24 protein-coding genes are annotated in these 26,064 nt (G+C 47.1%); 12 read left to right on the top strand and 12 right to left on the bottom strand.

Features of this window, described 5'->3' with window-relative positions; translation table 11 throughout:
• Window positions 1-28 precede the first annotated feature (28 nt).
• Together WBG78_RS01440 and WBG78_RS01435 are read right to left on the bottom strand one after the other, a co-directional pair.
• Window positions 29-1,300 carry an MFS transporter gene (locus tag WBG78_RS01440; protein WP_337324579.1) on the bottom strand — a complete coding sequence of 424 codons (1,272 nt, stop codon included), beginning with the start codon at window positions 1,298-1,300 and terminating at the stop codon, window positions 29-31.
• A 218-nt stretch (window positions 1,301-1,518) separates the two neighbouring features.
• Complete coding sequence (locus WBG78_RS01435) at window positions 1,519-2,628, bottom strand: NAD(P)/FAD-dependent oxidoreductase (protein WP_337324578.1); 1,110 nt, start codon at window positions 2,626-2,628, stop codon at window positions 1,519-1,521.
• A gap of 149 nt (window positions 2,629-2,777) precedes the next feature.
• On the opposite strand from WBG78_RS01435, the gene WBG78_RS01430 reads away from it, so the two are divergent.
• Window positions 2,778-3,251: a hypothetical protein gene (locus tag WBG78_RS01430; protein WP_337324577.1), complete on the top strand. Its 474-nt coding sequence runs from the start codon at window positions 2,778-2,780 to the stop codon at window positions 3,249-3,251.
• Here WBG78_RS01430 and WBG78_RS01425 read toward each other — a convergent pair.
• Both WBG78_RS01425 and WBG78_RS01420 read right to left on the bottom strand, forming a co-directional pair.
• The gene (locus WBG78_RS01425) at window positions 3,244-4,476 is read right to left on the bottom strand and encodes an aspartyl protease family protein (RefSeq protein ID WP_337324576.1); all 1,233 of its coding nucleotides are present in this window, start codon (window positions 4,474-4,476) and stop codon (window positions 3,244-3,246) included. The two genes, WBG78_RS01430 and WBG78_RS01425, sit on opposite strands and share 8 nt — an antisense overlap.
• A 56-nt stretch (window positions 4,477-4,532) precedes the next feature.
• Window positions 4,533-5,072 (bottom strand): TIGR00730 family Rossman fold protein, encoded by a 540-nt coding sequence (locus WBG78_RS01420; RefSeq protein WP_337324575.1) that lies wholly within the window; start codon window positions 5,070-5,072, stop codon window positions 4,533-4,535.
• A 263-nt stretch (window positions 5,073-5,335) separates the two neighbouring features.
• Here WBG78_RS01420 and WBG78_RS01415 point away from each other — a divergent pair, with 263 nt between their 5' ends.
• A complete protein-coding gene (locus WBG78_RS01415) occupies window positions 5,336-5,896 on the top strand; it encodes a DUF2911 domain-containing protein (protein ID WP_337324574.1) in 561 nt (186 codons plus the stop codon).
• 84 nt (window positions 5,897-5,980) lie between these two features.
• Here the strand turns inward: WBG78_RS01415 and WBG78_RS01410 are convergent, their stop codons facing one another.
• Window positions 5,981-7,579, bottom strand: coding sequence for a hypothetical protein (locus WBG78_RS01410; protein WP_337324573.1), 1,599 nt, complete (start codon window positions 7,577-7,579; stop codon window positions 5,981-5,983).
• A gap of 285 nt (window positions 7,580-7,864) precedes the next feature.
• On the opposite strand from WBG78_RS01410, the gene WBG78_RS01405 reads away from it, so the two are divergent.
• Window positions 7,865-8,605: a 1-(5-phosphoribosyl)-5-[(5-phosphoribosylamino)methylideneamino]imidazole-4-carboxamide isomerase gene (locus WBG78_RS01405; protein WP_337324572.1), complete on the top strand. Its 741-nt coding sequence runs from the start codon at window positions 7,865-7,867 to the stop codon at window positions 8,603-8,605.
• A 195-nt stretch (window positions 8,606-8,800) separates the two neighbouring features.
• On the opposite strand, the gene WBG78_RS01400 is transcribed toward WBG78_RS01405, so the two are convergent.
• Window positions 8,801-9,163, bottom strand: a complete 363-nt coding sequence (locus WBG78_RS01400; protein ID WP_337324571.1) for a hypothetical protein — start codon at window positions 9,161-9,163, stop codon at window positions 8,801-8,803.
• Between the two features lie 152 nt (window positions 9,164-9,315).
• Here WBG78_RS01400 and WBG78_RS01395 point away from each other — a divergent pair, with 152 nt between their 5' ends.
• Window positions 9,316-9,663 carry a tRNA-binding protein gene (locus tag WBG78_RS01395; protein ID WP_337324570.1) on the top strand — a complete coding sequence of 116 codons (348 nt, stop codon included), beginning with the start codon at window positions 9,316-9,318 and terminating at the stop codon, window positions 9,661-9,663.
• Window positions 9,663-12,095, top strand: coding sequence for a bifunctional UDP-N-acetylmuramoyl-tripeptide:D-alanyl-D-alanine ligase/alanine racemase (locus tag WBG78_RS01390; RefSeq protein ID WP_337324569.1), 2,433 nt, complete (start codon window positions 9,663-9,665; stop codon window positions 12,093-12,095). The genes WBG78_RS01395 and WBG78_RS01390 overlap by 1 nt, the downstream gene beginning before the upstream one ends.
• Here the strand turns inward: WBG78_RS01390 and WBG78_RS01385 are convergent.
• Window positions 12,092-12,334 carry a hypothetical protein gene (locus WBG78_RS01385; protein WP_337324568.1) on the bottom strand — a complete coding sequence of 81 codons (243 nt, stop codon included), beginning with the start codon at window positions 12,332-12,334 and terminating at the stop codon, window positions 12,092-12,094. The genes WBG78_RS01390 and WBG78_RS01385 overlap by 4 nt on opposite strands.
• Before the next feature lie 237 nt (window positions 12,335-12,571).
• Here WBG78_RS01385 and WBG78_RS01380 point away from each other — a divergent pair, with 237 nt between their 5' ends.
• The 7 genes from WBG78_RS01380 to WBG78_RS01350 all read left to right on the top strand — a co-directional run bounded on the left by WBG78_RS01380 (window position 12,572) and on the right by WBG78_RS01350 (window position 20,308).
• Window positions 12,572-12,796 carry a FeoA family protein gene (locus tag WBG78_RS01380; protein WP_337324567.1) on the top strand — a complete coding sequence of 75 codons (225 nt, stop codon included), beginning with the start codon at window positions 12,572-12,574 and terminating at the stop codon, window positions 12,794-12,796.
• 16 nt (window positions 12,797-12,812) lie between these two features.
• Window positions 12,813-14,936: a ferrous iron transport protein B gene (gene feoB / locus WBG78_RS01375; protein WP_337324566.1), complete on the top strand. Its 2,124-nt coding sequence runs from the start codon at window positions 12,813-12,815 to the stop codon at window positions 14,934-14,936.
• A gap of 43 nt (window positions 14,937-14,979) precedes the next feature.
• Window positions 14,980-15,360 (top strand): hypothetical protein, encoded by a 381-nt coding sequence (locus WBG78_RS01370; RefSeq protein WP_337324565.1) that lies wholly within the window; start codon window positions 14,980-14,982, stop codon window positions 15,358-15,360.
• Complete coding sequence (locus WBG78_RS01365; protein WP_337324564.1) at window positions 15,360-17,267, top strand: peptidylprolyl isomerase; 1,908 nt, start codon at window positions 15,360-15,362, stop codon at window positions 17,265-17,267. Before WBG78_RS01370 ends, WBG78_RS01365 begins: the two co-directional genes overlap by 1 nt.
• Before the next feature lie 48 nt (window positions 17,268-17,315).
• Window positions 17,316-18,455 (top strand): 5-(carboxyamino)imidazole ribonucleotide synthase, encoded by a 1,140-nt coding sequence (locus WBG78_RS01360; RefSeq protein WP_337324563.1) that lies wholly within the window; start codon window positions 17,316-17,318, stop codon window positions 18,453-18,455.
• Window positions 18,455-18,967: a 5-(carboxyamino)imidazole ribonucleotide mutase gene (gene purE, locus WBG78_RS01355; RefSeq protein WP_337324562.1), complete on the top strand. Its 513-nt coding sequence runs from the start codon at window positions 18,455-18,457 to the stop codon at window positions 18,965-18,967. The genes WBG78_RS01360 and purE overlap by 1 nt, the downstream gene beginning before the upstream one ends.
• 75 nt (window positions 18,968-19,042) lie before the next feature.
• A complete protein-coding gene (locus tag WBG78_RS01350) occupies window positions 19,043-20,308 on the top strand; it encodes a tellurite resistance TerB family protein (protein ID WP_337324561.1) in 1,266 nt (421 codons plus the stop codon).
• Window positions 20,309-20,341: 33 nt separating this feature from the next.
• On the opposite strand, the gene WBG78_RS01345 is transcribed toward WBG78_RS01350, so the two are convergent.
• The 5 genes from WBG78_RS01345 to gpmI all read right to left on the bottom strand — a co-directional run bounded on the left by WBG78_RS01345 (window position 20,342) and on the right by gpmI (window position 25,928).
• Window positions 20,342-21,313 carry a TerC/Alx family metal homeostasis membrane protein gene (locus tag WBG78_RS01345; protein ID WP_337324560.1) on the bottom strand — a complete coding sequence of 324 codons (972 nt, stop codon included), beginning with the start codon at window positions 21,311-21,313 and terminating at the stop codon, window positions 20,342-20,344.
• A 165-nt stretch (window positions 21,314-21,478) separates the two neighbouring features.
• A complete protein-coding gene (locus tag WBG78_RS01340; RefSeq protein ID WP_337324559.1) occupies window positions 21,479-21,901 on the bottom strand; it encodes a Fur family transcriptional regulator in 423 nt (140 codons plus the stop codon).
• Window positions 21,902-21,925: 24 nt separating this feature from the next.
• Entirely contained in the window at window positions 21,926-23,773 is a 1,848-nt protein-coding gene (locus tag WBG78_RS01335; protein WP_337324558.1) for an ABC transporter ATP-binding protein, read from the bottom strand.
• Window positions 23,774-23,779: 6 nt separating this feature from the next.
• Window positions 23,780-24,421, bottom strand: a complete 642-nt coding sequence (locus WBG78_RS01330) for a hypothetical protein (protein WP_337324557.1) — start codon at window positions 24,419-24,421, stop codon at window positions 23,780-23,782.
• Entirely contained in the window at window positions 24,402-25,928 is a 1,527-nt protein-coding gene (gene gpmI / locus WBG78_RS01325) for a 2,3-bisphosphoglycerate-independent phosphoglycerate mutase (RefSeq protein ID WP_337324556.1), read from the bottom strand. The genes WBG78_RS01330 and gpmI overlap by 20 nt, the downstream gene beginning before the upstream one ends.
• Between the last annotated feature and the right edge of the window lie 136 nt (window positions 25,929-26,064).

The raw sequence follows: 26,064 nt of genomic DNA, 5'->3' as shown, positions 1-26,064 counted from the left end.
TCAAAGATTGAGGCACTCTTTTAATGAGTTATGCAACGGCCGGTTCCTGTGTCGCCGCCTTCTGTGTCTTTGCCTTTACCTGCTTATCAATAAAGTACATCATAATAATGGTGATCAATATAGCAGCATCAACAGTGTAACCCAGCAGATCATATCGTTCAAGATGACCCGATGTTGTTTGCACAACAATCAATCCGGCTAATATGGAGGCGAACCCTCCTGATATCTGCTGCACAGAAGAATTGATGCTCATGAATGAGCCACGATCCTTTGCCTCTGGTATTGCTGTCATCAGCGCTGATGCAGAAATCATCCGCGACGATATCCCAACAAACAGAAACACATTTAGTAAGATGATGATATGGAGTGGAGTGACACCCAGGTTACAATAGATGGCAACCATCACCATCGAAAGAAGTGAACCCATTACAAAGATCCGGTACTTGCCAATGGCATCACTGTACTTTCCAACCAACGGTCCGGCTATCATAGAGCAGATACCGGTGATCATATACAACATGGGAAGGTCTTCTTTTACATCTATGCCGAGGTTGTAAACACCGAATGTGCTTCCAAACGGCATCAGCATGAATCCGCCAGTGGCCAGCAATGTAGTTGCAGCAAATGCCTTGAGGTAGTTGGGATTCGAAATAGTATGAGCCAAATGCAGAAATGCACCTTTATCACTTCGCAGTTGCAGATGACTTGTGACCGGCTTGAAATAAACGACGATCGCCACGCCAATAAGTACACACATTGCTGCGATCATCCAAAATGGCGCATGCCAACCCATTAGTCCCGCGAGATATAATCCTATCGGAAGACCTAATACCTGGCTCGATGCAAATGCCATTTGAACAAAACCCATCACCCGACCACGCACCTCCATCTTAAACAGGTCCGTAATGATGGCAAAGCTTATACTTCCTATTACGCCGCCGAATAACCCTGTAATGATCCGGGCCATTAACATAAACTCATAAGTGTCGGCCATTGCACAGAGCGCTGTCCCTAAGGTGAAGCCGACATAAAAGAAGAGTAATAATTTCTTTCGATCGAACTTGTCGGCAAATCCCGCGGTCAAAAGGCCGGCAGCTCCTGCACTAAAGGCGTATGCAGACACCACCCAACCGAATTGTTTTGTGGTGATGTGTAATTCGTCGAGGAGGTAGGGGCCCAGTGGCGATAACACCATAAAGTCCAGCACTATTGTGAACTGGAGTATGGCAAGGATGGCAATTACGAACACCTGATAACGGGTGAATACCTTCGGTTTTGGTTCGGTAGATTGTTCTTTCATAGGTTTACAACTCTTGGCCTGCACGACGGGAAGGCTTTCACCCTGCTGCTCGCTCCTGGCATCTGTTAAATGAATAATGATATTAATGATCCCGCATTCCTGCGCGATGGGTTATTGAATTCTCAGTACCAGGTACTAAAACAACTCCTGACCAGCTACTCAGGACTAAATACTCAGGACTGCTTACTCTTCTGTGGGTTCAAATAAGATATCAAGCTCTAGAATGGTCGACCGTGGGTATTTCTAATTATCGACCTTGCCAGAGGAGGAATGCTCATCACCAATGATACGGCAATTCGTGAAGTAAGTTCCCTTCCAAACAATTTTTGTATCTGACGTCCCCGCCATAATCTTGAGGAAAACTCGTCATTCCATTGCTTCCGGTACCTGCTCTCCATCTCTTCACGCCTTATCTCACCACGAACAAATGGTATCGCCTCACGGGTTAATATCCGGGCCGACTGTATTGCCATAGCCATCCCATTTCCACAAAGCGGCGCGATCATGCCTGCCGCATCTCCTGCCATGAGCACGTGACCATCGACCGGCGACTTCGTCTCAAACGAAACTTCGTTTATTACTTCCGGTTTATCAAACAGGAATTCAGATTCGTTAAAAATTGTTTTCAGCAAAGGATTTCGCCACAGCACATTCTTCTCCATCTCTCCAATGCTTCTGTACCGCTTTACATTCGACACATGAGTCAGATAACAGAGCGTTGACTTACCTCCTTCGATGTTGCTGATGCCACAATACCCGCCTGGAAAATTGTGAAGGGCAATCAATTCATTTGGATGCTCGGTACGCACATGGTATTTGACGCCTACATATGGCGAACGCCGGCGCAAAAAAGATCGGTTCATCACCCTATCCATGCGCGATCGCTTTCCAAATGATCCTATCACCAGGTCCGTCTTCCATTCATCATGATCAGTCTTAACCCGAAACGCCCCTTGCTCAAAATCGACTGACGTAACTTCGGTATTAAGACAGAACTCCACGTTATGGCTAAGCGCACGCTCGTACAAGAAATTGTCGTACGTGTAGCGGCTGATGCCAAACCCGCCAAGGTCCAATGGCATGATCTTACTGTCCCCATCAATGGTCGAAAGCTGGAACTCTTTTATTGCAGGAGGATTATAAGATTCCGGAAATAAATTCCTGCTGTTCAAATATGGAACAACCTCATTGGAAATATATTCTCCGCAAACGCGATGAAATGGATAGGCCTTTCGTTCGACCAGGATGGCATGAATTCCTGCATGCGCTAATTCAATCGCGGCAATCAGCCCCGCAAGTCCTCCACCAATGATAGTAACCCTTTTCAAAGAATATTTTTTCAGGAATATTTTATCCAGGAATGAGAAAGATATTCAAAAAAAGGGGCGGCAGGCAGGTTCCGAAAAGATTTCCGGTTGGAACAGATCTTGCGGGGCAACCTTTTTCGTTAATATCCTGTATATACTACGTTGGCTTTATGGAAACAAGAATTGACACTGTGAGACGCGGAGACACAATGAACGTGCTCCTCGTGGGTAATAATCCCATTGAATTGAGCGGCGTGCTCGAAAAACTCAGGCAGGTACGCGGTCAGCGAATCGCAACCGAGATCGCTTTTGATGTAAAAAGCATTCTTCAAAGACTCCTGCGCTTCCAGCCAAATTTCATTCTCATCGACGACAACATCGGCAGGAGCGAATTGCTTGAAACTGTAAATGCCCTGTCTGCAAATCGCACTACCAAAGATATCCCGATTACTGTTTTAAAGAATTCGAACTATAGCGAATCGCTGGGTTCCGCAAGCATCCTCGACTATCTGTTGAAACAGAACCTCTCGCCCGATGATCTCTATAAGACGTTGAAGAACACGCTTCGATTCCGCACAACACAACGGTATCTCTATCAGGCGTATCAAAAACGTCGCGGACAATTGCTGCAGGCGATCAGATAGGATCCCGCAGCTCGAAATCCATCTTTAGCCTTTCACCATTCCGGCTTAACTCAACACGTACGCGTTTGCCTGGCTTACTGTTCAGCAGACCATTCATCATGTTGAGATCCAGACTCTGTGCCGGTATTCCATTCAGCGTAAGTATGATATCGCCAGGAAGTATACCGCTCGCCTTAGAGGGAGATTTGTCACGTACCTCCATTACTTCGAACGTAGTCAGTTGCGAGCCCTTTGCTTTTAACGTGATACCACTGAGATTATAATAGAAGTTCTTTTTGTACGCCGAATTCTTCTTTAGGTACACCCGCTCCGAAGGAAAGTTGAAGACTACGACAAAGCGGCTCAGGATCTCACCACCAATGGCCCCGTTCCTGAAAACATTACCTACCTTGATACTATCAGAGTAACTATTGGGATCTGGAAAATTCGCGATTGCCTTTTCAAGCTTGAAGTTCCCGACGCTGATCGATTCAATACGTCCAACCTTCCCGACAATTTCACCGCCGAGACCACGGCCTATAAGACTGCTCACTGCATTAGCAGGAACCTGTATGTTTGAATCGGATGAAGGCTCAAGCATCAATCCATGACTTGCACCTGAATCCATCAGTAATTTAGCCTTCAGCGTCTTCCCGTTCTGAAACACAACCGTGGCATTTACATAAGGCTTCGTGTCTTCAATCGTAATGGGGATCGATTGGTACTTCCTGCTCTTGTGAAATTTTTCAGGCAGCATCAGAGTAAGCATCCTCTTCTCATAGTCGATTTGAATGATGAATCTGCTGAAGAGTTCATAGCCCAGAATTCCATGGACGTCGGTACCGAGATAATTTCTCAGCTCCAGATAATCCTGTCCGAGCACAAGCATGGCGTGACCTCTGCCGGAAACCCCAGGCAACTCAAGAGAGACGTTGTTGGTTACATAAGCATCAACAAGATTCACCCCTCCGGGGCCGGAGATGGTATACTTTCTAGAATAAGGCAGATTGAGGATGTCAGTGAAAGTCTTCTGTGTCAATATGGTCGTCCGAACGCCCGTATCAAGAATGAACTTGAGAGGAAGAGCGTCATTCAGAACGACAGGGACAACAACCAGGTTGTTGTGTATCTCAATGGGTATATGAACTTTCTTTTTTCCGCCGGCAAGCTGAAAGCCCAGGTTCTGCCCTCGTAGACCAGCGAACGACAAAACAGCAAGGAACAAAATCAGAATAGACCTGATCATAAATCGGAGCCCGATGGTCGAATATAGAATAAATTTGATACAGACTTTGCGCGAAGTCAGACGAGTGAGCTAAATCTACCCACGAGTTCTGCAGGAGATTTTTCTACCACCAATAATTCCAGATTGCCCAACTTCAGAAATCCCTCTTCAACCATTTTACGCATTTGATCGAGAAGTGGACTAAAAAAATCCTTCACATTCAAAATTCCAATGGGCTGTGTAACCAGACCGAGCTGACGCCAGGTGAGTATCTCTGCAAGTTCATCCAGTGTGCCCCATCCTCCAGGCAGCGCGACAAACGCATTCGACAATTCAGCCATGCGCTGTTTACGCAGGTGCATCGTGTCAACAACCTCCAGTGTCGTCAGCCCCAGGTGGGCTACTTCCCTGCGCATCAGAAAATCCGGGATAACCCCTATCACTTTTCCGCCATGTTCTAAAACGGCATCGGCAACTATTCCCATCAAGCCAACGTTACCTCCACCATAGACCAAAGTGTGTCCCTCTTTGGCCATTTGGATGCCAAATGCCTTCGCAGCCTCCGCATAAATGGGGTCATTTCCGGATGCCGAGCCGCAAAAAACACAGATGTTCATGAATTGGCGCGCCTCAAGAGGCGGTCAGAACTTGTTGTCGTGCTTGTTCTTGCTAACCTTGTTATTTGGAAATATCCAGGGTGATACGATTGCAAGAATAAAAAGTGCGATCACGACGTAAAATGGCCACCAGTCTAAATTCATAACTCAATAGTTTATGAAGGGGTAAAAATAGCCCGAATGGAGCTATTTTTTGGAACATTGCGTCAAAATTTATTTAGTTTAAAATCCTTTGAACGAGGAGCCCGTTCAAGCCACTAGTCATGAAGAGGTTTTTGATAATTACCGGAGTCGCCGTAGCCGCATTGATAGTTCTGGCTGGAGTGACGAAATTTTTGGTTAACAAGCACGAGAAGTCGTTTAGCCCCGAAGACAACATCTCTTTTAAGCAGGATAACCTCAGTATTCACGTATTCTACAACCGCCCCTTCAAGAAAGGAAGGGAGATTTTCGGTAGTCTCGTGCCCTACGGCGAGGTCTGGCGTACGGGTGCCAACGAAGCAACCACCTTCGAAACCAATCAGGACCTGCTGATCGAAGGCAGAACCCTGCGGAAAGGTAAATACACGATTTGGACCATTCCCAATACCGAAACCTGGACCGTCATCTTCAACTCCGAATATGGCCAGTGGGGCATCGGTCCCGATGGCAATGCAAATCGCGACCCTAACCGCGACGTCCTCTCAATCGAAGTACACTCTGTTCAAAGCGAACGCGAATTCGAGGAATTCACCATCTCATTCGAAAAGGTCGGAGAAGACCTCGAAATGGTGCTTATCTGGGATAAAACACTGGTTGCTATTCCTATCAGCTTCAAGAAATAACCAATCGGCGGTTATGTAGTCGGCCACCGCGCCTGCTTATTAATCAGATAGTTCATTCAGCCAATGGACCCCCCGTAACAAGTGTTACGGACGTTTAGCAACCGCTTTCACCAAAAATTTCTTCTCCCCTGGAGTCGATGCTGGCAAAGCCGCAGTCTTATATGTGAATCGCTGCGCATCTCCACCCTGACTTGTAATGAACGTCATGATCTGCTGCGCAATAGCAGGGGTTCGGTCATTGTGATATACCGTCCGGAACTTCAAACTGTCCTGTGGAGCAACGGTTGAATCACCCGTCACACTTTGAAGCTTAATGGTATCCATGCGAACCTCCGTGAGATCCGGGTTGGTGCGTACGGAATCTTCTGCATAACCAGTCATCGAAACCTGGATCTCAAAGCTCAACTGAGCATTGGCTTTCGAAACCCTGACGAGCCGTTTAAGTTCATCCGAAGCAGCGACATCCAGTGTACCACCGGTGCCCGCTCGTAAACTGACCATATCCAATGGAATTTCGTCATCTGCAACGGGCTGCCTAAGCGTAATATTTACGCGCTCGCGTTGAGCGATCTTATCGCTGGTTGTGAGATCAAATGCTTTCGAGAAAAATGTCCAGTTGCTTTGCTCGGGATCCACATCAAACTCATACACACTACCTTCAGGAATGTAGAACAGGTAACTTCCATCAGCTGCAGGCCGTCCTCTGTAAATCCGCTTGTTTGAAGTTCGGTCAACTACAGAAATGTAAGAAGGAACTATTCCATTTGATGGATCTTTAACAAATCCCTCCACCTTCATAACACTCTTCGGTTTGATGCTAGCAGGGAGAAGAAATTCAACAAGCTCATTGTTGTTGCGGGAACCGGGAACATCACGAAGCAGGTAGCGACCCAAAGCGGCCACACTAACAAACTGATCGTCGCGCGAAGTGTTAGTGAAGTCTAAAGCCACAGGCGCACTCCATGTTCCATTGACCAGCTTGCTCACATATAGATCCATGCCACCTTTGTTTCCCGGCATCTTATCCGACGAAAAGATGAGCGTTTCATTGTCAGCCATAATGCGCGGTGTCTGTGAGTTTCCGGTATTAATAGAGGCCGGCAACTCAATAGGCTCCTCCCATTGACCGTTACCCTTCTTTTTCGATGAGAAAAGCTTGCATCCGCTTGCAGACTTCTGATCCATCTTGTCGCAGCGCATAAAATAAATGGCGGATTCGTCCGTGGTGAATGACGGACATCCCTCGTTCGACTTCGAATTGATAGGCATCAGAAAATTCTGTGCCTCGCCCCACGTCGAGCCTTTCAACTCTGAATACATAATGTCGTAACCACCAATTACCGGGGCCTTCGCCGCTGAGAAATACATTTTCTTTCCGCCGGCATTAAGTGCAAAGCCAGGAAGATAGATGAGCCGGTGACTGAGATGCTTGGGCAGCGGAACAGGTTGTACCCAATCCGTTTCCCGGGAAGTATAAGAAACGATCAGCGAGCCATCCTCTCCATCATTCGAGATGAATAGTAACGCATTGCCATCGAAAGAAATAAAAGGGGCGTATAAACTGAACGATGGGTGGTTAATAATACCTGGAAGTTTGCGCGACTGAACCTGTGCATCGGAAAAGAAGGATACTGACAGCGCCAACAGTACGAGCGCAAAGGAGCGCAACCTGCGATTGTTCATAGCTCTAAAATATGTAAATGTACTGCAATCCGCCTATCCGGATACGACCAACTACTTTCCGTTCCTGCGATTGACTTTCAAACGTCGGTAGATCATAGCTATTGCCTTCGTTAACAGCCCTTTCCAGGCAGCTCTATTAAATCCACCGCCAGTTCTATCTCCGCATAAATCATTAGTGAAGTCTGCAACTCTGGCCAGGGGAAACAACGCGCAGATTTTGGATATGACCGACACATTTTTGAATGCGGAATTGTAATTTTATATCTTGGAAAGCGCTCCATACTCATGATACAAGTTATCCCATCAATTGCTATTCGCCGAGGTAAGGTCGTTAAAATGCGAAAGGGCGACCCTGCAAGTGAAAAGGCCTATGATGAAAATCCACTCGATCTTGCCAAGCGCTTTCAAGACCACGGCATTGAGGTAATCCATCTCGTAGATCTTGATGGCGCAGAACGCGGGAGCCCCACTAACTGGCATGTACTTGAAGCAATTTCAGGGTACACAGATCTTAAAGTTGACTTCACCGGCGGCATTTCAAGCGATGGCGATATCAGCAAAGCATACGAATATGGCGCGGATTATATCACCGCGGCAAGCGTCGCAGTGACTGATCCGGAGCTGTTTGCCTCCTGGATTATTTCCTATGGTCGCGAGAAAATGACACTTGGTGCCGATGTTGTCGATCGCAAGACAAAAGAGCTTCTCTATAGAGGTTGGCGGACTAAATCAAAAGTGACGCTGTTTGACCACCTCGAATATTTCTTTTCACGAGGCCTTAAGTATGTTAAGTCTACTGACGTATCGCGCGATGGCGTGATGGAAGGTCCGGCATTTGATTTTTATCAGGAAATAATCGAAGCCTTTCCAGAGATGTGCGTACTGGCCAGCGGAGGAGTTCGTGGCATGGATGACATCAAGAGACTGAACGACATGGGCGTGTTCGCCGTAATCTTTGGTAAGGCTTATTACGAAGGCATTCTCGACCTGAAGGACGTCGAATCATTCCTGGTCAACAAGGGTTAGATTCTTTTCTGTCTGATGTACACGTAACGCGCGGCATAGGCGCACGATTCGCTTTTGTACATATTAAATTGACGATGTTGCTGGAGCCAGGCAATTACATTGACTTGTGTTGGTGACAACACTGAGGGGAGCAAAGAAATACCGGGAAGTAGTCTTTGAAGCAGTCTTTAAGGAATGATGTAAAGCTAACCGCCACTAATCCACAACGTCCTGCATCTTATACTTTTCGAAGATGTAGTAAAGGAAGTTAAACGAAAGTATAGAATCGTCTTCCTGTGATGCTGGCTTAGCCGTCGGCTTAGGGGCGTCAGCCTTCACCGTTTTGGCAGGTTTGACTATAGAAGAATCGCGTGAGGAAACAGCAACATGAATCTTGTTGTTAACCATCGGATCACCCTCGCCGCCATAAATAACCCGTTCACGGGCATGCTCCGATTCGGAATCGACAGTTTCTACAGCTGGGTAACTTGCATCCTGGGCTCGAGCTGACTGAACAACGACGCACATCAGCATGGCGAAAAAAATCGTGAGAAGAAGTAGTTGACCTTTGATCTTCATGATTCGATTTGCGTGTTCAGCCGCCCCCGAATTCTTCGGGTTCTGAAAAGTACAAAATATTAATGGTTCCACCAGCCCGACCGCCTGTGTAATGTTCGGCAATGTGCCTTTTCTGCCCAATTTTGACGAATTTGCTTTCAAAAACTGACGAAATGACGTTTGCACCCACCATAAATTGGGCCGATTTCGAGAAGGTAGATCTTCGCGCTGGTACAATAATTAAAGCCGAGCCTTTTCCGGAAGCCCGCAAGCCAGCATACAAAATCTGGCTTGACATCGGACCCGACCTAGGTATCCGAAAATCAAGCGCCCAGATAACTCACCATTATCAAATTCATGAGTTAATTGGACGACAGGTGATCTGCGTTATAAATTTCCCACCAAAGCAGGTGGCCAACTTCATTTCGGAAGTTCTGGTAACAGGATTCGCCGATGAAAATGGTGCCATAGTATTATCCGGTATCGACAAGAAAGTGCCGAACGGCGCACGATTGATATAATGATCAGGTTCTCAGAACTTCCTCAACTCCTCAACGGTAAACTACTTCAGTTTTCAGAAGAAGTAGCCATTGAGACGATAAGCATCGATAGCCGCAAGACAGGCACGGCCAGTGATACATTATTTATCGCAATAGCCGGGGAACGTCACAACGGTCACGACTACCTGCAGCCACTCTACGACGCTGGACTAAGAAACTTTATTGTCGAGCGGAATGTCCCCACCGAGGCATTTCCAAGTGCAAATGTCCTGCTCGTTAGTTCCTCCGTTACTGCATTGCAGCGATTGGCGGAAGTGCATCGGCATCAGTTTACCATTCCAGTTATCGGCATTACAGGAAGCAATGGCAAAACAATCATCAAGGAGTGGCTGGGACAGATGCTTTCGCCCGATTACGTAGTAGTAAAAAATCCTGGTAGTTATAACAGCCAGGTAGGCGTGCCGTTGTCGGTGTGGCTGATGAAACCCTATCACCAGATCGGCATCTTCGAAGCCGGAATTTCAAAGCCCGGCGAAATGAAAAAGCTGGCGCAAATCATAGATCCCACTATCGGGATATTTTCAAATATAGGATCAGCGCACGACGAGGGATTCGCCAACCGGAACGAAAAGATCTCGGAAAAACTCAAGCTTTTTTCTCAGGCCAGGGTGCTCATCTATTGCCGTGATCATGAAGAACTCCATGAACTGATCGCGCATACTCCACTTGCAACTTTCACCTGGGGTGCTGATCCAAACTCAGACGTCCACATCTTGTACAATACGAATGGCGTAGAGGTGGCCTACAAAGGCTCATCAATAACCATTAACACTTCAGACCTTGACAAAGCTTCAATCGAGAACACGCTTCATTGCATAGCCACTCTGTTGTGGCTCGACTATGACATCGCCAGGATTCAAAAACGGCTCACGGGCTTGCGGGTGGTTCCTATGCGCCTCGAACTGAAGGAAGGCATCAACAACTGTCAGATTATTGATGATACTTACAACAACGACCTGGGAAGTCTTGAAATAGGTCTGCAGTTTCTTTCCAGTCTTCAGCAAAAGCGAAAGCGAAGAGCCATCCTTTCTGACATTCAGGAATCAGGGCTTGATGAAAAGAACCTGGCCAGCTCAATCGGGGAGATCGTTCGACGATACAACATCCACAACCTTGTTTGTATTGGACCTGCATTGCTTCGTCATCGCGAAAGCTTCCCTGAAGGCACACTTTTCTTTAACGAGACGAAAGACTTCCTTAACCAATTTGACTTCTCTTCACTCGATAATGAAGTGGTCCTTGTAAAGGGTGCCCGGAAGTTTGCTTTTGAACGCATCGTTGCCCGTCTTCAACGCAAAGTTCATGGAACCGTAGTCGAGATAGACTTCGGTGCACTTGTGCATAATCTTAATTACTTCAAATCATTGCTAAGTCCAACGACGAAAGTGATGGTAATGGTAAAAGCGTTTGCCTATGGAAGCGGCAGCACTGAGATCGCCAATCTGCTCCAGTATCACCAGGCCGATTATCTTGGCGTTGCTTATGCAGACGAGGGAATCGACCTTCGGAAGAACAACATCACTTTACCCATAATGGTGATGAATCCGTCCGAAGAGAGTTTCGATGCAATGCTCAAGTTTAATCTCGAGCCGGAGGTTTACACTATTCGAATACTGCGTTCGCTCGCTGCTTATCTGAACGGAGCAAGCTGCAAGGTGCATGTGAAGATCGACACGGGAATGAGACGTCTTGGCTTCAGCCCCGACGAGGTGCCCGAACTCCTTGAGGTGTTGGAAGCCCATCGTAATATTCGCGTGGCATCGATATTCAGTCATCTCGCTGGTGCAGATGAAGAAATACACGACGCTTTTTCACAACAACAGTTCGACACTTTTGTGGAAGCATCAACAAGGATCATAACGCGGATCGGATATCAACCCCTTCGGCACATCCTTAATACGTCGGGAATACTTCGCCTTTCGCGCTTTCAACTCGACATGGTGCGCTTAGGCATCGGGTTGTACGGAGTGGATCCGACAGCAGAACAGCATGGATTAAAGACAGTCGTGACACTGAAGACAATCATCTCCCAGATCAAGCATGTGCATAAGGGCGAAACGGTAGGCTACGGCAGAAGAGGAATTACCGATCGCGACATAACGACCGGAACCATTGCCATTGGCTATGCCGACGGATACAGTCGCGCGTTTAGCCGGGGAGTTGGAAAGGTTTTAGTCAATGGCCAGCTGGCACCTGTCATTGGAAATGTTTGTATGGATATGACGATGATCGATCTCTCAGGAATTGAAGCTGGTGAAGGCGATGAAGTCATCATTTTCGGTAAAGACCTTCCCGTTCAGGACCTCGCGGACAGCATCAAAAGTATTCCTTACGAAATCCTCACGAGCACTAGCGAGCGCGTACGCCGTGTGTTCGTCACCGACACGATCTAACCACAGCCCAGGTTCTTTTTCAGATTTCGGTTTGGCAGACCACCGAAGTCAAACGGCTTTGAATCATCATCAGAACTTTGGTCGGTTGTCGTTTTTGCATCGTTTTCTTTTTCAGAACCTGATGATTGCTTTTGCTGCTCGTCAACCTTCCCGTCCTCTGAGCCAGAACCGTTTTTCGTCATATTAGCCCCAACCGTGCCAGCATCTCCGTTGGTTTTTATTTCCTCGCGATTCGCCATAGTCAATCATACTTTTAGAGACATCAAAGAATGACATTGTCACTTTGCAAAACAAGATATCTGAAAAGCACGTTCCAGCATTCGTTTGAAAGGTCCGGGATAACGACATAATATGACGATACCCTCCACCACTCTTCACAAACACCGTCCGCAACGGCCAAAACTGCCATAAATCATTGCACACGACTCTAAGCCCATCTATATTTGCCTTGTTTAAAATTAATCTAAATAGTATCCATGTCTCAAACTGTGGCGCAGATGCGCCCGGGCGAAATTGCGGTGATTTCTGGCTTTTCTGACGATGAATTGTCTGTAAAGCTCATGGAAATGGGATGCCTTCCAGGCGGCTCTATACGCTTTAATTTTGCCGCGCCTTTCGGCGATCCGGTATGCGTTAGCGTGGCAGGATATGATCTTTCACTTCGACTCGAGGAGGCCGCATCCATCTCGATCCTGAACTAACGACCCAACCCACGTAATGACATCAACCCGGCGGTCCAGAATTGTACTTGTAGGAAATCCAAACTCCGGGAAGTCCTCGCTATTCAATTTCCTCACGGGACTCAACCAGAAAATCGGAAACTTCCCCGGCGTCACAGTTGACAAACGCGCCGGTTCAACTTCACTTCCCGATGGTACTGTCGCCGAAGTGGTCGATCTTCCAGGTATCTACAGCATTTATCCCCGCAGCCTCGACGAAAGAATTGTTGCTGAGGTATTGCTCGATCATCATTCGCCCGCAGCACCAGATAAGGTTGTTATCATCGTTGATGGCTCCAATCTTAAACGCGGCCTACTCCTGGCAACACAGGTGATTGATCTCGGAGTACCAGCCATCGTTGCTATGAACATGATGGACCTGGCCTCAAAGGCGGGCATCAGCTACGACTTCAAAAAACTATCTGAACGACTGGGCGTTCCGGTATTAGGAATCAATGCGCGCAAGGGTATCGGACTGGAGGACCTTAAGAAACAACTCATATCCAAAAACGGCGCAGCTCCAATCAAACAGGTCTTTGCCATGCCCCAGGAGGCAGTAGCTCCGGTGGCAGAACTAAGAGGACAGCTTGGGGTCGACAACGACTATGAAGCTTATCAGTTTCTGGAGCAACCAAACTCGCTGACATTTCTCAGCAACGAGCGATCAGGAGCAGTAGAAGTTATTCGAAAGCGCCATGGATTCTTTCCGGGTAAATTTCAAGGTGCCGAGACGATCAATCGCTATTCATATATCCAGCAATTGCTTGATGAGGTGGTCATAAAACCATCGAATGAAAGCTGGAGAGACCGTTCGAGAATGCTCGATAGGATCCTCCTTCATAAGGTGTGGGGATATGTTATCTTCTTCGGTATACTGCTCCTCATCTTTCAATCGATATTTGCCTGGGCCACGGTGTTACAGGATTTCATCGATGCCACGTTTGCCGAGATCAGCAGCTGGCTGGGAAACAATCTGCCTGCGGGCACGCTAACAGATCTTTTGTCCGAAGGAATCATTCCGGGCATTGGTGGCATCGTCATCTTCGTTCCCCAGATCGCCATCCTTTTTGCATTCATTTCGATGCTCGAGGAATCGGGCTATATGGCCCGTGTGGTGTTTCTCATGGATAAGATCATGCGAAAATTTGGTCTCAATGGGAAAAGTGTAGTACCCCTAATTTCGGGCGTCGCATGTGCTATCCCTGCCGTCATGGCGACGAGAACCATCGACAATTGGAAAGAACGCATTACGACAATACTCGTCACGCCGCTGATGAGTTGCTCCGCCCGATTGCCCGTATTCACCATTCTTATCGCACTGGTAGTGCCGGAGAAAACAGTACTGGGCGTATTCAACCTGCAAGGTCTCGCGCTAATGGGACTCTACCTATTGGGTTTTGGCGCAGCGCTGATATCCGCTTTAGTCGTGAGCTGGCTTATCCGCGTTAAGGAGCGCAGCTATCTGATCATGGAGTTGCCCATGTACCGCGTTCCAAAATGGTCAAATGTAGGGTACACAATTGTAGAAAAGACCAGGACTTTTGTTTGGGAAGCTGGCAAGGTCATCCTCGCCATCTCCATCGTTCTATGGGTGCTTGCAAGCTATGGACCAGGGGATGAGATGGCCCGCGCCGAAGAAGCAGTATTAGATCAGAATGCCAATGCAAGACTAACGGAACAAGGCCTGGCCGACAGAGTCGAGGCGTACAAACTTGAACACTCGTATGCCGGCATAATCGGAAAGAGCATTGAACCGCTCATCAAACCTTTAGGCTATGACTGGAAGATAGGAATCGCCCTGATAACCTCGTTCGCAGCACGGGAAGTTTTCGTTGGTACAATTGCCACGATTTATAGCATTGGAAGCGTTGACGAGGACGATTCCGGCACCATTAAGGAACGCCTTCGCGAAGAAGTTAATCCCGAGACCGGTGGCCCCCGCTTTACCCCGGCCGTTGGCTTCTCACTCCTCGTGTTTTATACGTTTGCAATGCAATGTATGAGCACATTGGCGGTCGTATATCGTGAGACAAAAGGTTGGAAATGGCCCATGATCCAGCTGGGCTACATGACAACGCTGGCCTACCTGTCCGCCCTGTTTGTTTATCAAATAATGTCGTAAGGCCGAGCATTTTATCTGTACCTTTGCAGAAATGGCTGCAACTATGGAGAAACACTATCACCTTGGGCTGCTGTGCTTTGTTCACCTGCTGATAAAAGCTGATGGAGTAACAGATCAGACCGAGCTCGAAGCCCTTGAGAAAATAAAGGAAGCCGAGCACATTCCTTCAGACATGGTTGCTGAATTCGAACGATGGGTTGCAGACAAAGCGGAACCTGAAATCTATCGTTACGGCCTGAGTCAGTTGCGGGAATGCACCGAAACGGAAAAGCTCCGTGTCTTTGCCATTCTTTATAAACTTTCAGAAATTGACGGCAGAGTCCACACGCAAGAATTGAGGATGTTGCTTTACTCTGTGAAAACCGCAGGCGTTGCCTTTAACGAAGTGGTCGATTTTGCCAGATCACAGCCTCGTATGTTTTGATGTACAAAGTGAACCCTCGTTGTTCCTTACTCTTATTTTCGCTCGCTTTATTTCTCGGTTGCTCCAGTAACCCGACTGAATCACATATCAACAGATATGACGATTCGACTTATGTCCGCATCGGAGACTTTCAGGATCGACGACTAGCTGACAGCCTGATTGTATTCCTGAGGCACAGTAATCATTCATACCGACAGCAGGCCCTCATAGCATTGGGATCAGTTCAGGACTCCACAGTTGTAGACGAAATTGGATCTTTATTAAGTGACTCCAACGATTCAATAAGAATGGCGGCTGCGTTTGCTCTCGGCCAGATCCGAAGTAAAAGCAGCGCTGCATTATTACGAGAGGCACTCGATACTGAAAAAGATCCACGCCTGGTTGCCAGGTTGTTTGAATCATACGGTAGGGCTACTTCAAAATGGGACCTTTGGGAGATACCCAAGGACACAGTTGCCGCAGCTGGATTCGCCTGGGGATTATTCAGAACATCCGGCGACAGTTTATTGAATCCACTTGCAGCGAAATTGCTAAGCAGTCCATCTACCACGGTAAGGTTAGGCGCTGCGTTTTACTTTGCCCGCAAAGCTCCCAAACCCAATCCGGCTGGAGCAGCTTTGATAACGCTGGCGCGATCCGACAAAAACGAAGTAGTGCGCATGGCCGCTACGTTGGCGCTCAAAAAGATAAACACAGAAAAAGTCTTTCAAACGCTCAGAGAGCTCATAACTAAAGATCAGTCATATCGCGTGCGGGTTAACGCCGCAGCGTCCCTTCTTACATTCTCTACTTCCGCAAGACCAATTCTGGTCACTGCTCTCAAAGACCAGAATGTAAATGTGGCCGTTAAGGCAGCGGAGGTAATCAGCAGCCTTAATGCAGATTACTCTACATGGCAAGAAACCGTAACGCTGGCACGGGCGGCCACAAACTATCGCGTGAAAGCACTGCTATATCAATATGCAGTAATATGCAATGAAAAGGATCAGAACCTGTATAAAGAGATAAGGTCATTATACTCAATAGCCGCTGACCCTTATGCCAAAGCCGCCCTTCTCGCAGCAATGGGAAAAACACTGATGTCATTTTCCTTTGTCCTTGATGAGTTGAAAAAGGCTGACACCGCAGTGGTGAGAACAGCTGCTGCCTTAGCGCTTGTTGACTTGAATTACAACAAGCTGTTTCTTCCTTCTCTCAACCCGGATTTCGCAAACGCCTACCGTGACGCCATTCTTCTTAAAGATGTCGCCGTTACCAGCGTGATATGTGGCACGTTGTCCGATCCGGAACTCAACTATAAGTCAGTCGTAAAGGACTGGAGCTTTCTGTACGATGTGAAGAAAAGTCTTAAACTTCCGGAAGACAATGAAACGCTGCAAAGCGTTGAACGCGCCATCGCGTATTTCGAAGACAAAGAATTCACACCACCACGCAATGATTTCAATCACCCCATCAACTGGCAACTTGTTCGATCCATTAAGCAGGACCAACTCGCAGTCATAGCTACAACAAAAGGGGTAATTACTATTCAGTTGTTCGTGAATGAGGCACCAGGATCAGTAGCAAATTTCATTCAGCTTGTGAAAGACAAAGACTACAACGATAAGTTCTTTCACCGCGTAGTTCCAAACTTCGTTGCTCAGGGAGGATGTCCCAGGGGAGATGGATTTGGAAGCGAAAACTATTCAATTCGATCCGAGTTCTCATTGCGCCGCTACAAAACCGGAAGTGTGGGCCTGGCATCTTCCGGGAAGGATACGGAATCCGTTCAATGGTTCATCACGCATTCGCCCACTCCTCATCTCGATGGCGCCTATACAATCTTCGCCGAGGTCGTCGATGGCATGGATATCGTACATCAGCTCGAGGTTGGGGACAAAATCTTGAATATTGAGTTGCCGCAGTAGATATTGCAGGCAACATCACGCTATCTTCGCAGGCAAATAATAGCAATATTGAGTACCACTTATCAATCCACCAACAAGGTCGGCATTCTCGGAGGCGGACAACTGGGCAGAATGCTCATCCAATCTGGTATTGATTTTAACGTTCCTTTCAAGGTACTGGATCCAGACAAACATGCACCTTGCTCTTCAATTGCTGAATTCGTTCATGGAAAACTTAAAGACCTCGATACGGTCCTGGATTTCGGTAAGGATTGTGACGTGATCACTATCGAAATAGAACACGTAAATACCGAAGCCCTAAAGACACTTGAATCGCAGGGTAAGCGCGTATATCCGCAACCTTCCGTCATCGAACTCATTCAGGATAAGCGAAAACAAAAACAATTTTATTCAGCTTCAGGAATACCGACTGCACCCTTTACTCTTGTTGATAATCTGGAGGATGTAAAACGTAAAGTCACCACTTTCCCAATTGTAAACAAGCTTGGCAAAGAAGGATACGACGGCCGCGGAGTACAGATACTTCGTTCATCCGCCGACTTGCAAAAGGCATTTGATGCACCAGGTCTTCTCGAGGAACTCATAGACTTCGATAAGGAAATTGCTGTAATCGTTGCACGAACCAGTAGCGGAGAGATAAAGAGTTTTCCCGCGGTTGAGATGGTATTTCATCCCGAGCAAAACCTCGTTGAATATTTGTTTTCACCCGCTCAGATTAGTGATCATGTTCGGAACGAGGCGGAGCGCATAGCCCATACGGTAATTCAGAAACTCAACATGGTCGGACTATTGGCCGTGGAAATGTTTGTAACAAAAACCGGCGAAGTACTGGTGAATGAAATCGCGCCACGGCCTCATAACAGTGGACATCAGACAATCGAGGCCAATGTTACTTCTCAATATGAGCAGCACCTCCGTGCAATATTGGGGCTGCCGTTAGGTGACACGTCCATAACGCGACCAAGTGCCATGGTGAATTTGTTGGGCGAACCAGGACATGAAGGGATAGCCAGGTATGAAGGATTTGCCGATGTGCTTGCATTGTCCGGCGTACATGTTCATTTGTATGGTAAGCAACTCACAAAGCCATTCCGGAAGATGGGCCACGTCACAATTGCCGATCCTGATCCAATCGAACTTAAACGTAAAGTACAGCTAGTAAAGAATACCCTTAAAGTAGTATCCTGATGAGCAAACCAGTTATCGGTATCATAATGGGCAGCCAGTCTGATCTTCGAATTATGAAAGAGGCCGCTGAAATCCTCGAAGAACTTAAGATAGCCCACGAAGTGACGGTGGTGTCCGCACATCGAACACCAAATCGCCTTGTTGATTATGCCACAACGGCCCGAACGAAGGGATTGAAAGCCGTCATTGCAGGTGCCGGCGGCGCAGCCCATCTTCCGGGAATGATTGCCTCTTTAACATCGCTTCCGGTGATCGGCGTTCCTATTAAGTCGTCGAACTCAATTGATGGATGGGATTCTGTTTTGTCTATACTACAAATGCCCGCAGGGGTGCCCGTTGCCACTGTAGCTCTAGACGGCGCACGCAATGCCGGAATATTGGCCGCCCAGATCCTGGGCTCTTCTGACAAGGCCATCGCCAGGCGTCTCGATGCATTTAAGAAGTCACTTCAGCAGAAAGTCGAAAGCGTAGCCCGCAAGATGGAGAGCACAGGCTGGCGCGATTTAGTCTAGATCATTGCCAATTGCCACTCGTGGCACCGCAAATTGAATGAAAAGCTGTAAATTTCATTCATTAAAATCCGACCTATGAAGACAGGGACCAAAGGTTGGCTTAAAGATTATTTGTCCGTCCGTCGGGAGCGGGCCATGAACGATTTCCTGGAATCGCGAAAACGCGCGTCCCACCCTGAACATTCCCTTTATCGCGTCATTCAGCCAACGGGTCTCATGTACGGCCTTTCCGTCAGTGATGAGGAACTGCTCAATCATCCGGAGGAACAAAAGGACCGGCTTAAGATCCTCTTGGCCGAAAGTCTTATCAGCAGCTCTATAGTTTCGTACGATAAGCCGATCACAACCGATTCGGATCTTGAAGAACTCGTTCGCATCACGCTGGAAAAGATCGCCACGTTCTACAACAACATCTTTCCCGAAGTAGCTACCTCTACCAAAACCCTGCTCGGCAGAAAGAAGTCACCCTATGAAGTTGCCGAACAGCTCATCGACAGGCGCATAGAATACACAACGAAGTTTGCGAATAACTTCTGGTCATTTTTCTTTCACAATAGCCTTCTCTTTCTGGATGTTTTCATTTTCGGGCAGTGGATTCATACCAACGCTGATCGCATTGTCGCCGACTTCTTTCGATATGAAAGAGACGAACTGAGATTCTCCGTCGTGAAAGTCATTGCTGCTGCTGCACATGCCAATCGCGAAATCTCTTTCGAAGAACGCAGGTTCTATGATCTTTTTATTGAAAGCGCAGAATTATCATCAGAGCGCCGAAAGGAAACGCTGAAGATCTTTGAAGAAGGATTTGCTGTCGAAGACATCAACCTACCTACTGAGCATTCGTGGATACTCAAAAAATTCTTTCTTGAAATCTCCATACTGACCATCTGGGCTGATAAAAAAGTCGAACAGGAGGAGCTCGATTTTCTTAAACGCTTTTGTCATTATCTCCAGCTTTCAGATGAAGATCTTGAAAGCAGCATGATCGCCATCGAGGGATTTATTCTCGATCACTGGAGCGCACTCGACCGCCTTCAGGACAAACGCGAATTCGGCCATGTCAGCGACCAATTTATACACCGGGTATCACGAATGGCAGAAAAGAACAAGTCGAGGCTGTCTAAATACCTTAACGAGAATGAGGAATTAAGCAGGCTTGCCAAGAAAGCACGAGGGCAGGAGCTGTCTGATGATGAAAAAGATCAGCTGCGCAATTCGTTAATCACTATGCTTCGATCCCTTCCATCTTTTTCGGTTATCCCCTTACCCCAGGCGTTTCTTTCCTTGCCTGTGTTGCTTAAGATACTTCCCCGCAACCTGTTTGTGGAAGGCATAAGGTAGTGGTGCAGGCTAATTAATAGAGGTTCCGTTTCCCTATTCTTCGTCAGCGGGCTTGCGCGGCACGATCACCGAGAATACGATTGATAGAGTGAGCGTGGCAATAATAACGGAGAACGAAGTATAGACACCCACACTGATTTCAAAGATCTCAAGAAGCATCTTGGCGCCGATGAAGAAGAGGATGATCGACAACCCCTTTTGTAGCAGATAGAATTTGTCGATGATGCCCGCCAGCAGGAAGAACATCGCCCGCAATCCCATTACGGCAAAAATGTTTGAAGTATAAACCAGGAATTCGTTTTGAGTGATCGCGAAAGCTGCGGGAATGGAATCAACAGCAAAAAGCAAGTCTGTCGTTTCAATCAATATGATGACGAGAAACAATGGCGTAAACATGAGTTTGCCGTTTTCACGAACCATGAATGCTGCTCCACGGTCACCATCAGTGAAAGGCAAATAGCGGCGGCTAAGCTTTAGGATCGGATTCTTCTCCGGCTCAATAGTCTGATCACCATCTTCAAAATAGATCCTGATGCCTGAATAGATCAGCAATACACCAAAGATGTACAGCACTACGTGAAAATGATGGATGATTATTGCCCCGACGAAGATGAAAACTCCTCTGAATACGATGGCACCAAAGATCCCCCAGAACAATGTCTTGTGGTAATATTCCTCCTTAACCTTGAAGTATTTCAGAATAAGGAGGATGACAAATATGTTATCGACCGATAGGGCGTATTCGGTGAGATAAGCAGAGAAGTACTCAACAGCATGGTCGGCACCATCGTACTTATATATGAAGAAGCCAAAGAGCGTAGATATAAGTACCCAGAAAATTGACTGATAAAGAGCAGACTTGGTTGTTACCCTGTGCGCCGTTCTGTGGAAAATGCCGAGATCCAGGACCAGAAAGAGGAGGATGATCACGGCAAAAACGCCGAAAAGAATCATCTCCCGTTCATTCATGTTCTTGAAAAGGGATATAACTAGTATGTCGACCACGGAACTCAAGGTGCTGTTTTGGATTAGGGATTAACTAAAGAGGTTAAAAAAGGCACTTTGTTGTGTCGGGTGGTCTTGTCAACTTTCAAATATATATAAATCCGGCATTTCATAGGTTCGATTTATCCTACTGGCGGTAAAAATGAAACCCGACAAAATGAATATTTATTCGTCGCATCGCGTGCAGATACCCTGTATAAGAACATTTACCTCCTGAGCATGATATCCGTCGGGTAACTTGATGACCGGCACATTGATTTCCAGGCAATTTGTCTGTCCGCAACGAAGACACTTAAAATGCACGTGATCATGGTGGTGTACCGGCGCCTGGCAGGCCTCATTGCACAACGCATATTTCAAGCTGCCCTCATCATCCAGTACTTTGTGGATAAGTCCGCGATCGAGAAAGGTTTTTAGTGTACGATATACAGTTACACGGTCCAGATGGTTGTGGACCTCCTTTTCGATGTCGCCCTGAGAAAGCGCGTAATTCTTAATAAGAAAGAGTTCGAGAATGTCCTGCCGGTTGGGCGTTGATCTCAACTTGAAGTTTCTAAGAAGCGTCTCGGACCGGGTGTGATCAATCATGATCGCAAAAAGATTGCGTCCAGTTTATGTCAGTTGGAGCTTGAGCAAGTTACTATAAATACCATTGTCCACTTGCGTGAGCTCGGCATGTGAGCCCATTTCGGCGAGTCGCCCTTCCTGAATCACAAAGATTCGATCCACTTTCTTAATGGTACTCAGGCGATGAGCAATGATGATGCTTGTTCTTCCTTCCATAAGTTTCTCTAGCGCCTGCTGAACAAGTACTTCAGAGTGGACGTCTAGCGAACTCGTTGCTTCATCGAGAATCAGAACTGCAGGATCTTTAAGGATGGCTCGCGCTATGGCTATGCGCTGCCGCTGCCCGCCAGATAACTTCACACCTCTTTCTCCAACCAGAGTGTCAAACTTATCAGGGAAGGTTTCAATAAACTCTAGGGCATTTGCCTGACGTGCAGCCTCCTGAACTTCTTCCAACGTCGCCCCCGGCTTTGCGTAGGCAATATTGTCCCGGATGCTTCCTCCAAAGAGGATCACTTCCTGAGGTACAATACCAACATTGCGCCTATAACCAGCCAGGTTAATATCAGCTATAGCAATGTCGTCAGCATAAATTCCACCGCTGTCGGGTTCATAAAACCGCATGAGCAAGTTGATGATCGTTGACTTGCCCGAACCACTGCGCCCTACAAGCGCTACCTTTTCCCCTGGAGCGATGGAGAAATCAAGTTCTTTCAGAACCTCAACGTCTTTTCTCGTGGGATAAGAAAAGCTGACCTTTCGAAAATCAATTTTACCATTGACCCTGAACGCAGGTTTAAACGAGGTGGGCTTTACCACTCCTTTATTCAGGACACTGCCATTAGCGGAAAGCACCGCTTCATCAAACTCAGTGGGCTCATTCAAAATTTCGCGAAGCCTTTCTGACGCGCCGATCGCCCGTTGTAGTTGCGTATAATTATCGCCCAGTCCGGCAATTGAAGCACCTATAAAAGAGGTGTAGAAAACAAATGAAAACAATTCACCAACAGTAATGGAATGCGATGCAACTAATGACGCACCATACCACCCCACAGCAACAATGCCGCCGAACAGTGCGAATATGATAAACGAAATGAACAACCCCCTGAAGCGCGCCGTTTTAATCGAGACATTCACGACCTCTTCAAGTGCCTTGCCATAACGATTTGTTTCGAATTCTTCATTCGTAAAGGCTTTGACAACTGTAATTGACTGCAGCGATTCTTCAACGACTACATTAGCCTCCGCCAGTTTGTCCTGCGACTTTCGCGACATTTTCCGAATGAACTTTCCAAATACTAATGCAATCAACACCAGTACCGGAAAGGTTAACAGCATGAATCCGGTAAGTCTTGGGGCGAGTACAAGTATGATGGCCGATCCGAATATTAATGTTGCAAACTGCCTGAGTAATTCGGCAAGAGTCAAACCGAATGTTTCTGCAAGAGTACCTACGTCGGAAGTAATACGGCTCATCAGTTCGCCAATTCGATGGTTGTCGAAAAATGTAAGAGACAACCGCACAAGCTTTTCGTACACAGCCTTCCGTAAGTCGGCCAGTGACCTTTCCGTTACAAGGGCGAACGTATATACACGGGTAAACGAAAAGATACCCTGCAGAAACAAAACACCGATCAACGCGAGGGCTACTTGTGCAATAGAATTAAAGTAAGGCACAGGAACGCCATTGGCAACATCAAGCAGCTCGCCTGCGAGATATGGAAAAGCAAGCATGGTGCCGCTCGAAAATAGCAGAGCGATCAATCCAAATATAAACCAACCCTTATATGGAAGGGCAAATCGAAAAATCGCCATCATCTGAGAGATGGTTTCCCGATTCACAGGCCGCTTCTCCTCTTCCCTTAATCCCTCCCTAATGTTTCGTTTTGCCATCTTTAATCAATTTCCAATAGTCACACGCCCTTTAATATCATAGCGGACGGTATCGTCCATAAACATCTTTTGTCCACCCGAAATAGAATAGGAAGTCATAACAGGTAGGCCATTAACATTATCAAACTCCATGGACAGCAAACGGCTTGTCCTGTATAATCCGTTTGTTTCAGAATACGCTGCCTCGATCTTTCGGATCTTCGAAGGCTTTTCGTAGTAGTAGAGATTTACGTACGGAACAGGTAGATCGGCGGCAGTGCTGATTGACCGGATGCGCAGGTTGCTGCGCTTATCTTTCGACTCTTCAATCTTATACTGTTCGCGATTTACCGGCTTATTAATAGACTCCATCACCGTAAATATCTCAAGCTCGCGTAACCAGGTGACGGTGTCATTCGGAACTGTTGAAATCTCTTCAGTGCTCCCACCGAGTACAACCTGTTTATCAAGCGTAGCATGCATTCTTGTAAGCTGATTTGCCTGTGCATGCAGGAGGCTGTCAACGGCAAACATTCCCTGACCCTTCTTTGAAGGAGGAGTGCACATCGTCAAAAGCAGAACCAGGCACAGCGAAAAAAAGCGTGCTATGCCAGAAAGCGGGTAGCCCTTCCGATATCTACCGGTATCCTTATTTCTCAACCAGTACATTTCCGGTCATCTGCGAAGGCACGGGTATACCCATTAGCGTAAGAATGGTCGGAGCGAGGTCGCCAAGCTTGCCATCCTTTATCTTTCCCTTGTAATTGTCATCTACTAAAATACAGGGCACAAGATTAGTAGTGTGTGCCGTATTCGGAGACCCGTCCTCGTTTCGCATGAGCTCAGCATTTCCGTGATCAGCGATGATGATGGTAGCGTATCCATTCTTGAGCGCTGCACCAACAACGGCCTGCGCACACGCATCAACGGTTTCACATGCCTTCACTGCTGCTTCAAATACTCCGGTATGCCCCACCATGTCGGGATTCGCAAAGTTGAGACAGATGAAATCCGGCTCTTTCTTGTTCAGTTCAACGATTATCTTGTCCTTGATCTCATTGGCACTCATCTCGGGAGCAAGATCATAAGTCGCCACTTTAGGCGACGGGCAAAGAATTCTCGTCTCTCCCGGGAAGGGTTCTTCGCGGCCTCCGGAGAAGAAGAAAGTCACGTGAGGATACTTTTCAGTCTCCGCTATTCGGATTTGCTTCTTGCCCGCATCTGAGACAACTTCTCCCAGCGTCTTGTCAAGGTTGTCTTTGGTGAAGATAACTTTTACGCCGGCAAACGACTCGTCGTATATGGTGAGCGTTATATAATAGAGCGAAAGCTTCTTCATATCATGGTCGGGGAAGTCCTGCTGTGTGAGTACCTGCGTTATCTCACGACCACGGTCCGTTCTGAAATTGAAGCAGAGGACAACGTCACCTTCACCTATGGTGGCGAGCGGCTGACCCGACGCATTGGTAATGACAATTGGCTTGATAAACTCGTCAGTTACATTACTGTCGTAGGCGGCCTGAACGGCGCCCAGAGGGTCCGTTGTTTTCTGGCCTACTCCTTTTACCAGCAGATCATATGCAAGTTTCACACGCTCCCATCGCTTATCGCGGTCCATTGAGTAATAGCGACCAATAACACTGGCAAGTTTGCCAGTAGTTTTCGACATGTGTTGCGTGAGGTCTTTGAGAAATCCCAGTCCACTTTTGGGATCCGTGTCACGACCGTCAGTAAATGCGTGCACGAAAAGATTTGAAACCTGCTTGCTGTGAGCTATTGTCAAAAGGCCCTTCAGATGTTCAATGTGCGAATGCACGCCACCATCGGACACCAGACCAATTAAATGTACGTTCTTATTATTCTTTTTCGCATAAGCGAACGCATCCAGCAGAACAGGATTACTGTCAAGTTCCTTATCCTCAATTGCCTTGTTGATGCGAACCAGATCCTGGTACACAACCCGCCCGGCACCTATGTTCATATGTCCCACCTCTGAGTTACCCATCTGACCATCCGGCAATCCAACGGCTAAACCCGATGCCTGGAGTTTACTATTGGTATATTTTGGGTATAATGAGTTAATGAATGGAGTCTTCGCTTGGTCTACGGCGGAAACTGCTTTGTTTTTTGCGATACCCCAGCCGTCTAGGATCATCAGAAGCACTTTTTTATTCATGGCCACAGAGAATTGGTAGTGGATAAAGATTTTATGTTCGAATCAGGCCGCAAATATAGTTGATTGCATGATTGAATGGTTTTGCAACAAGATTGCAGCAAACGATTGCAGGATCCCGGATGTGAATTATTCGCTA

The sequence above is a fragment of the Chryseolinea sp. T2 genome, assembly GCF_037203685.1.
GTDB lineage: Bacteria > Bacteroidota > Bacteroidia > Cytophagales > Cyclobacteriaceae > Chryseolinea.
This window is presented reverse-complemented; position numbering and strand designations above follow the sequence as displayed.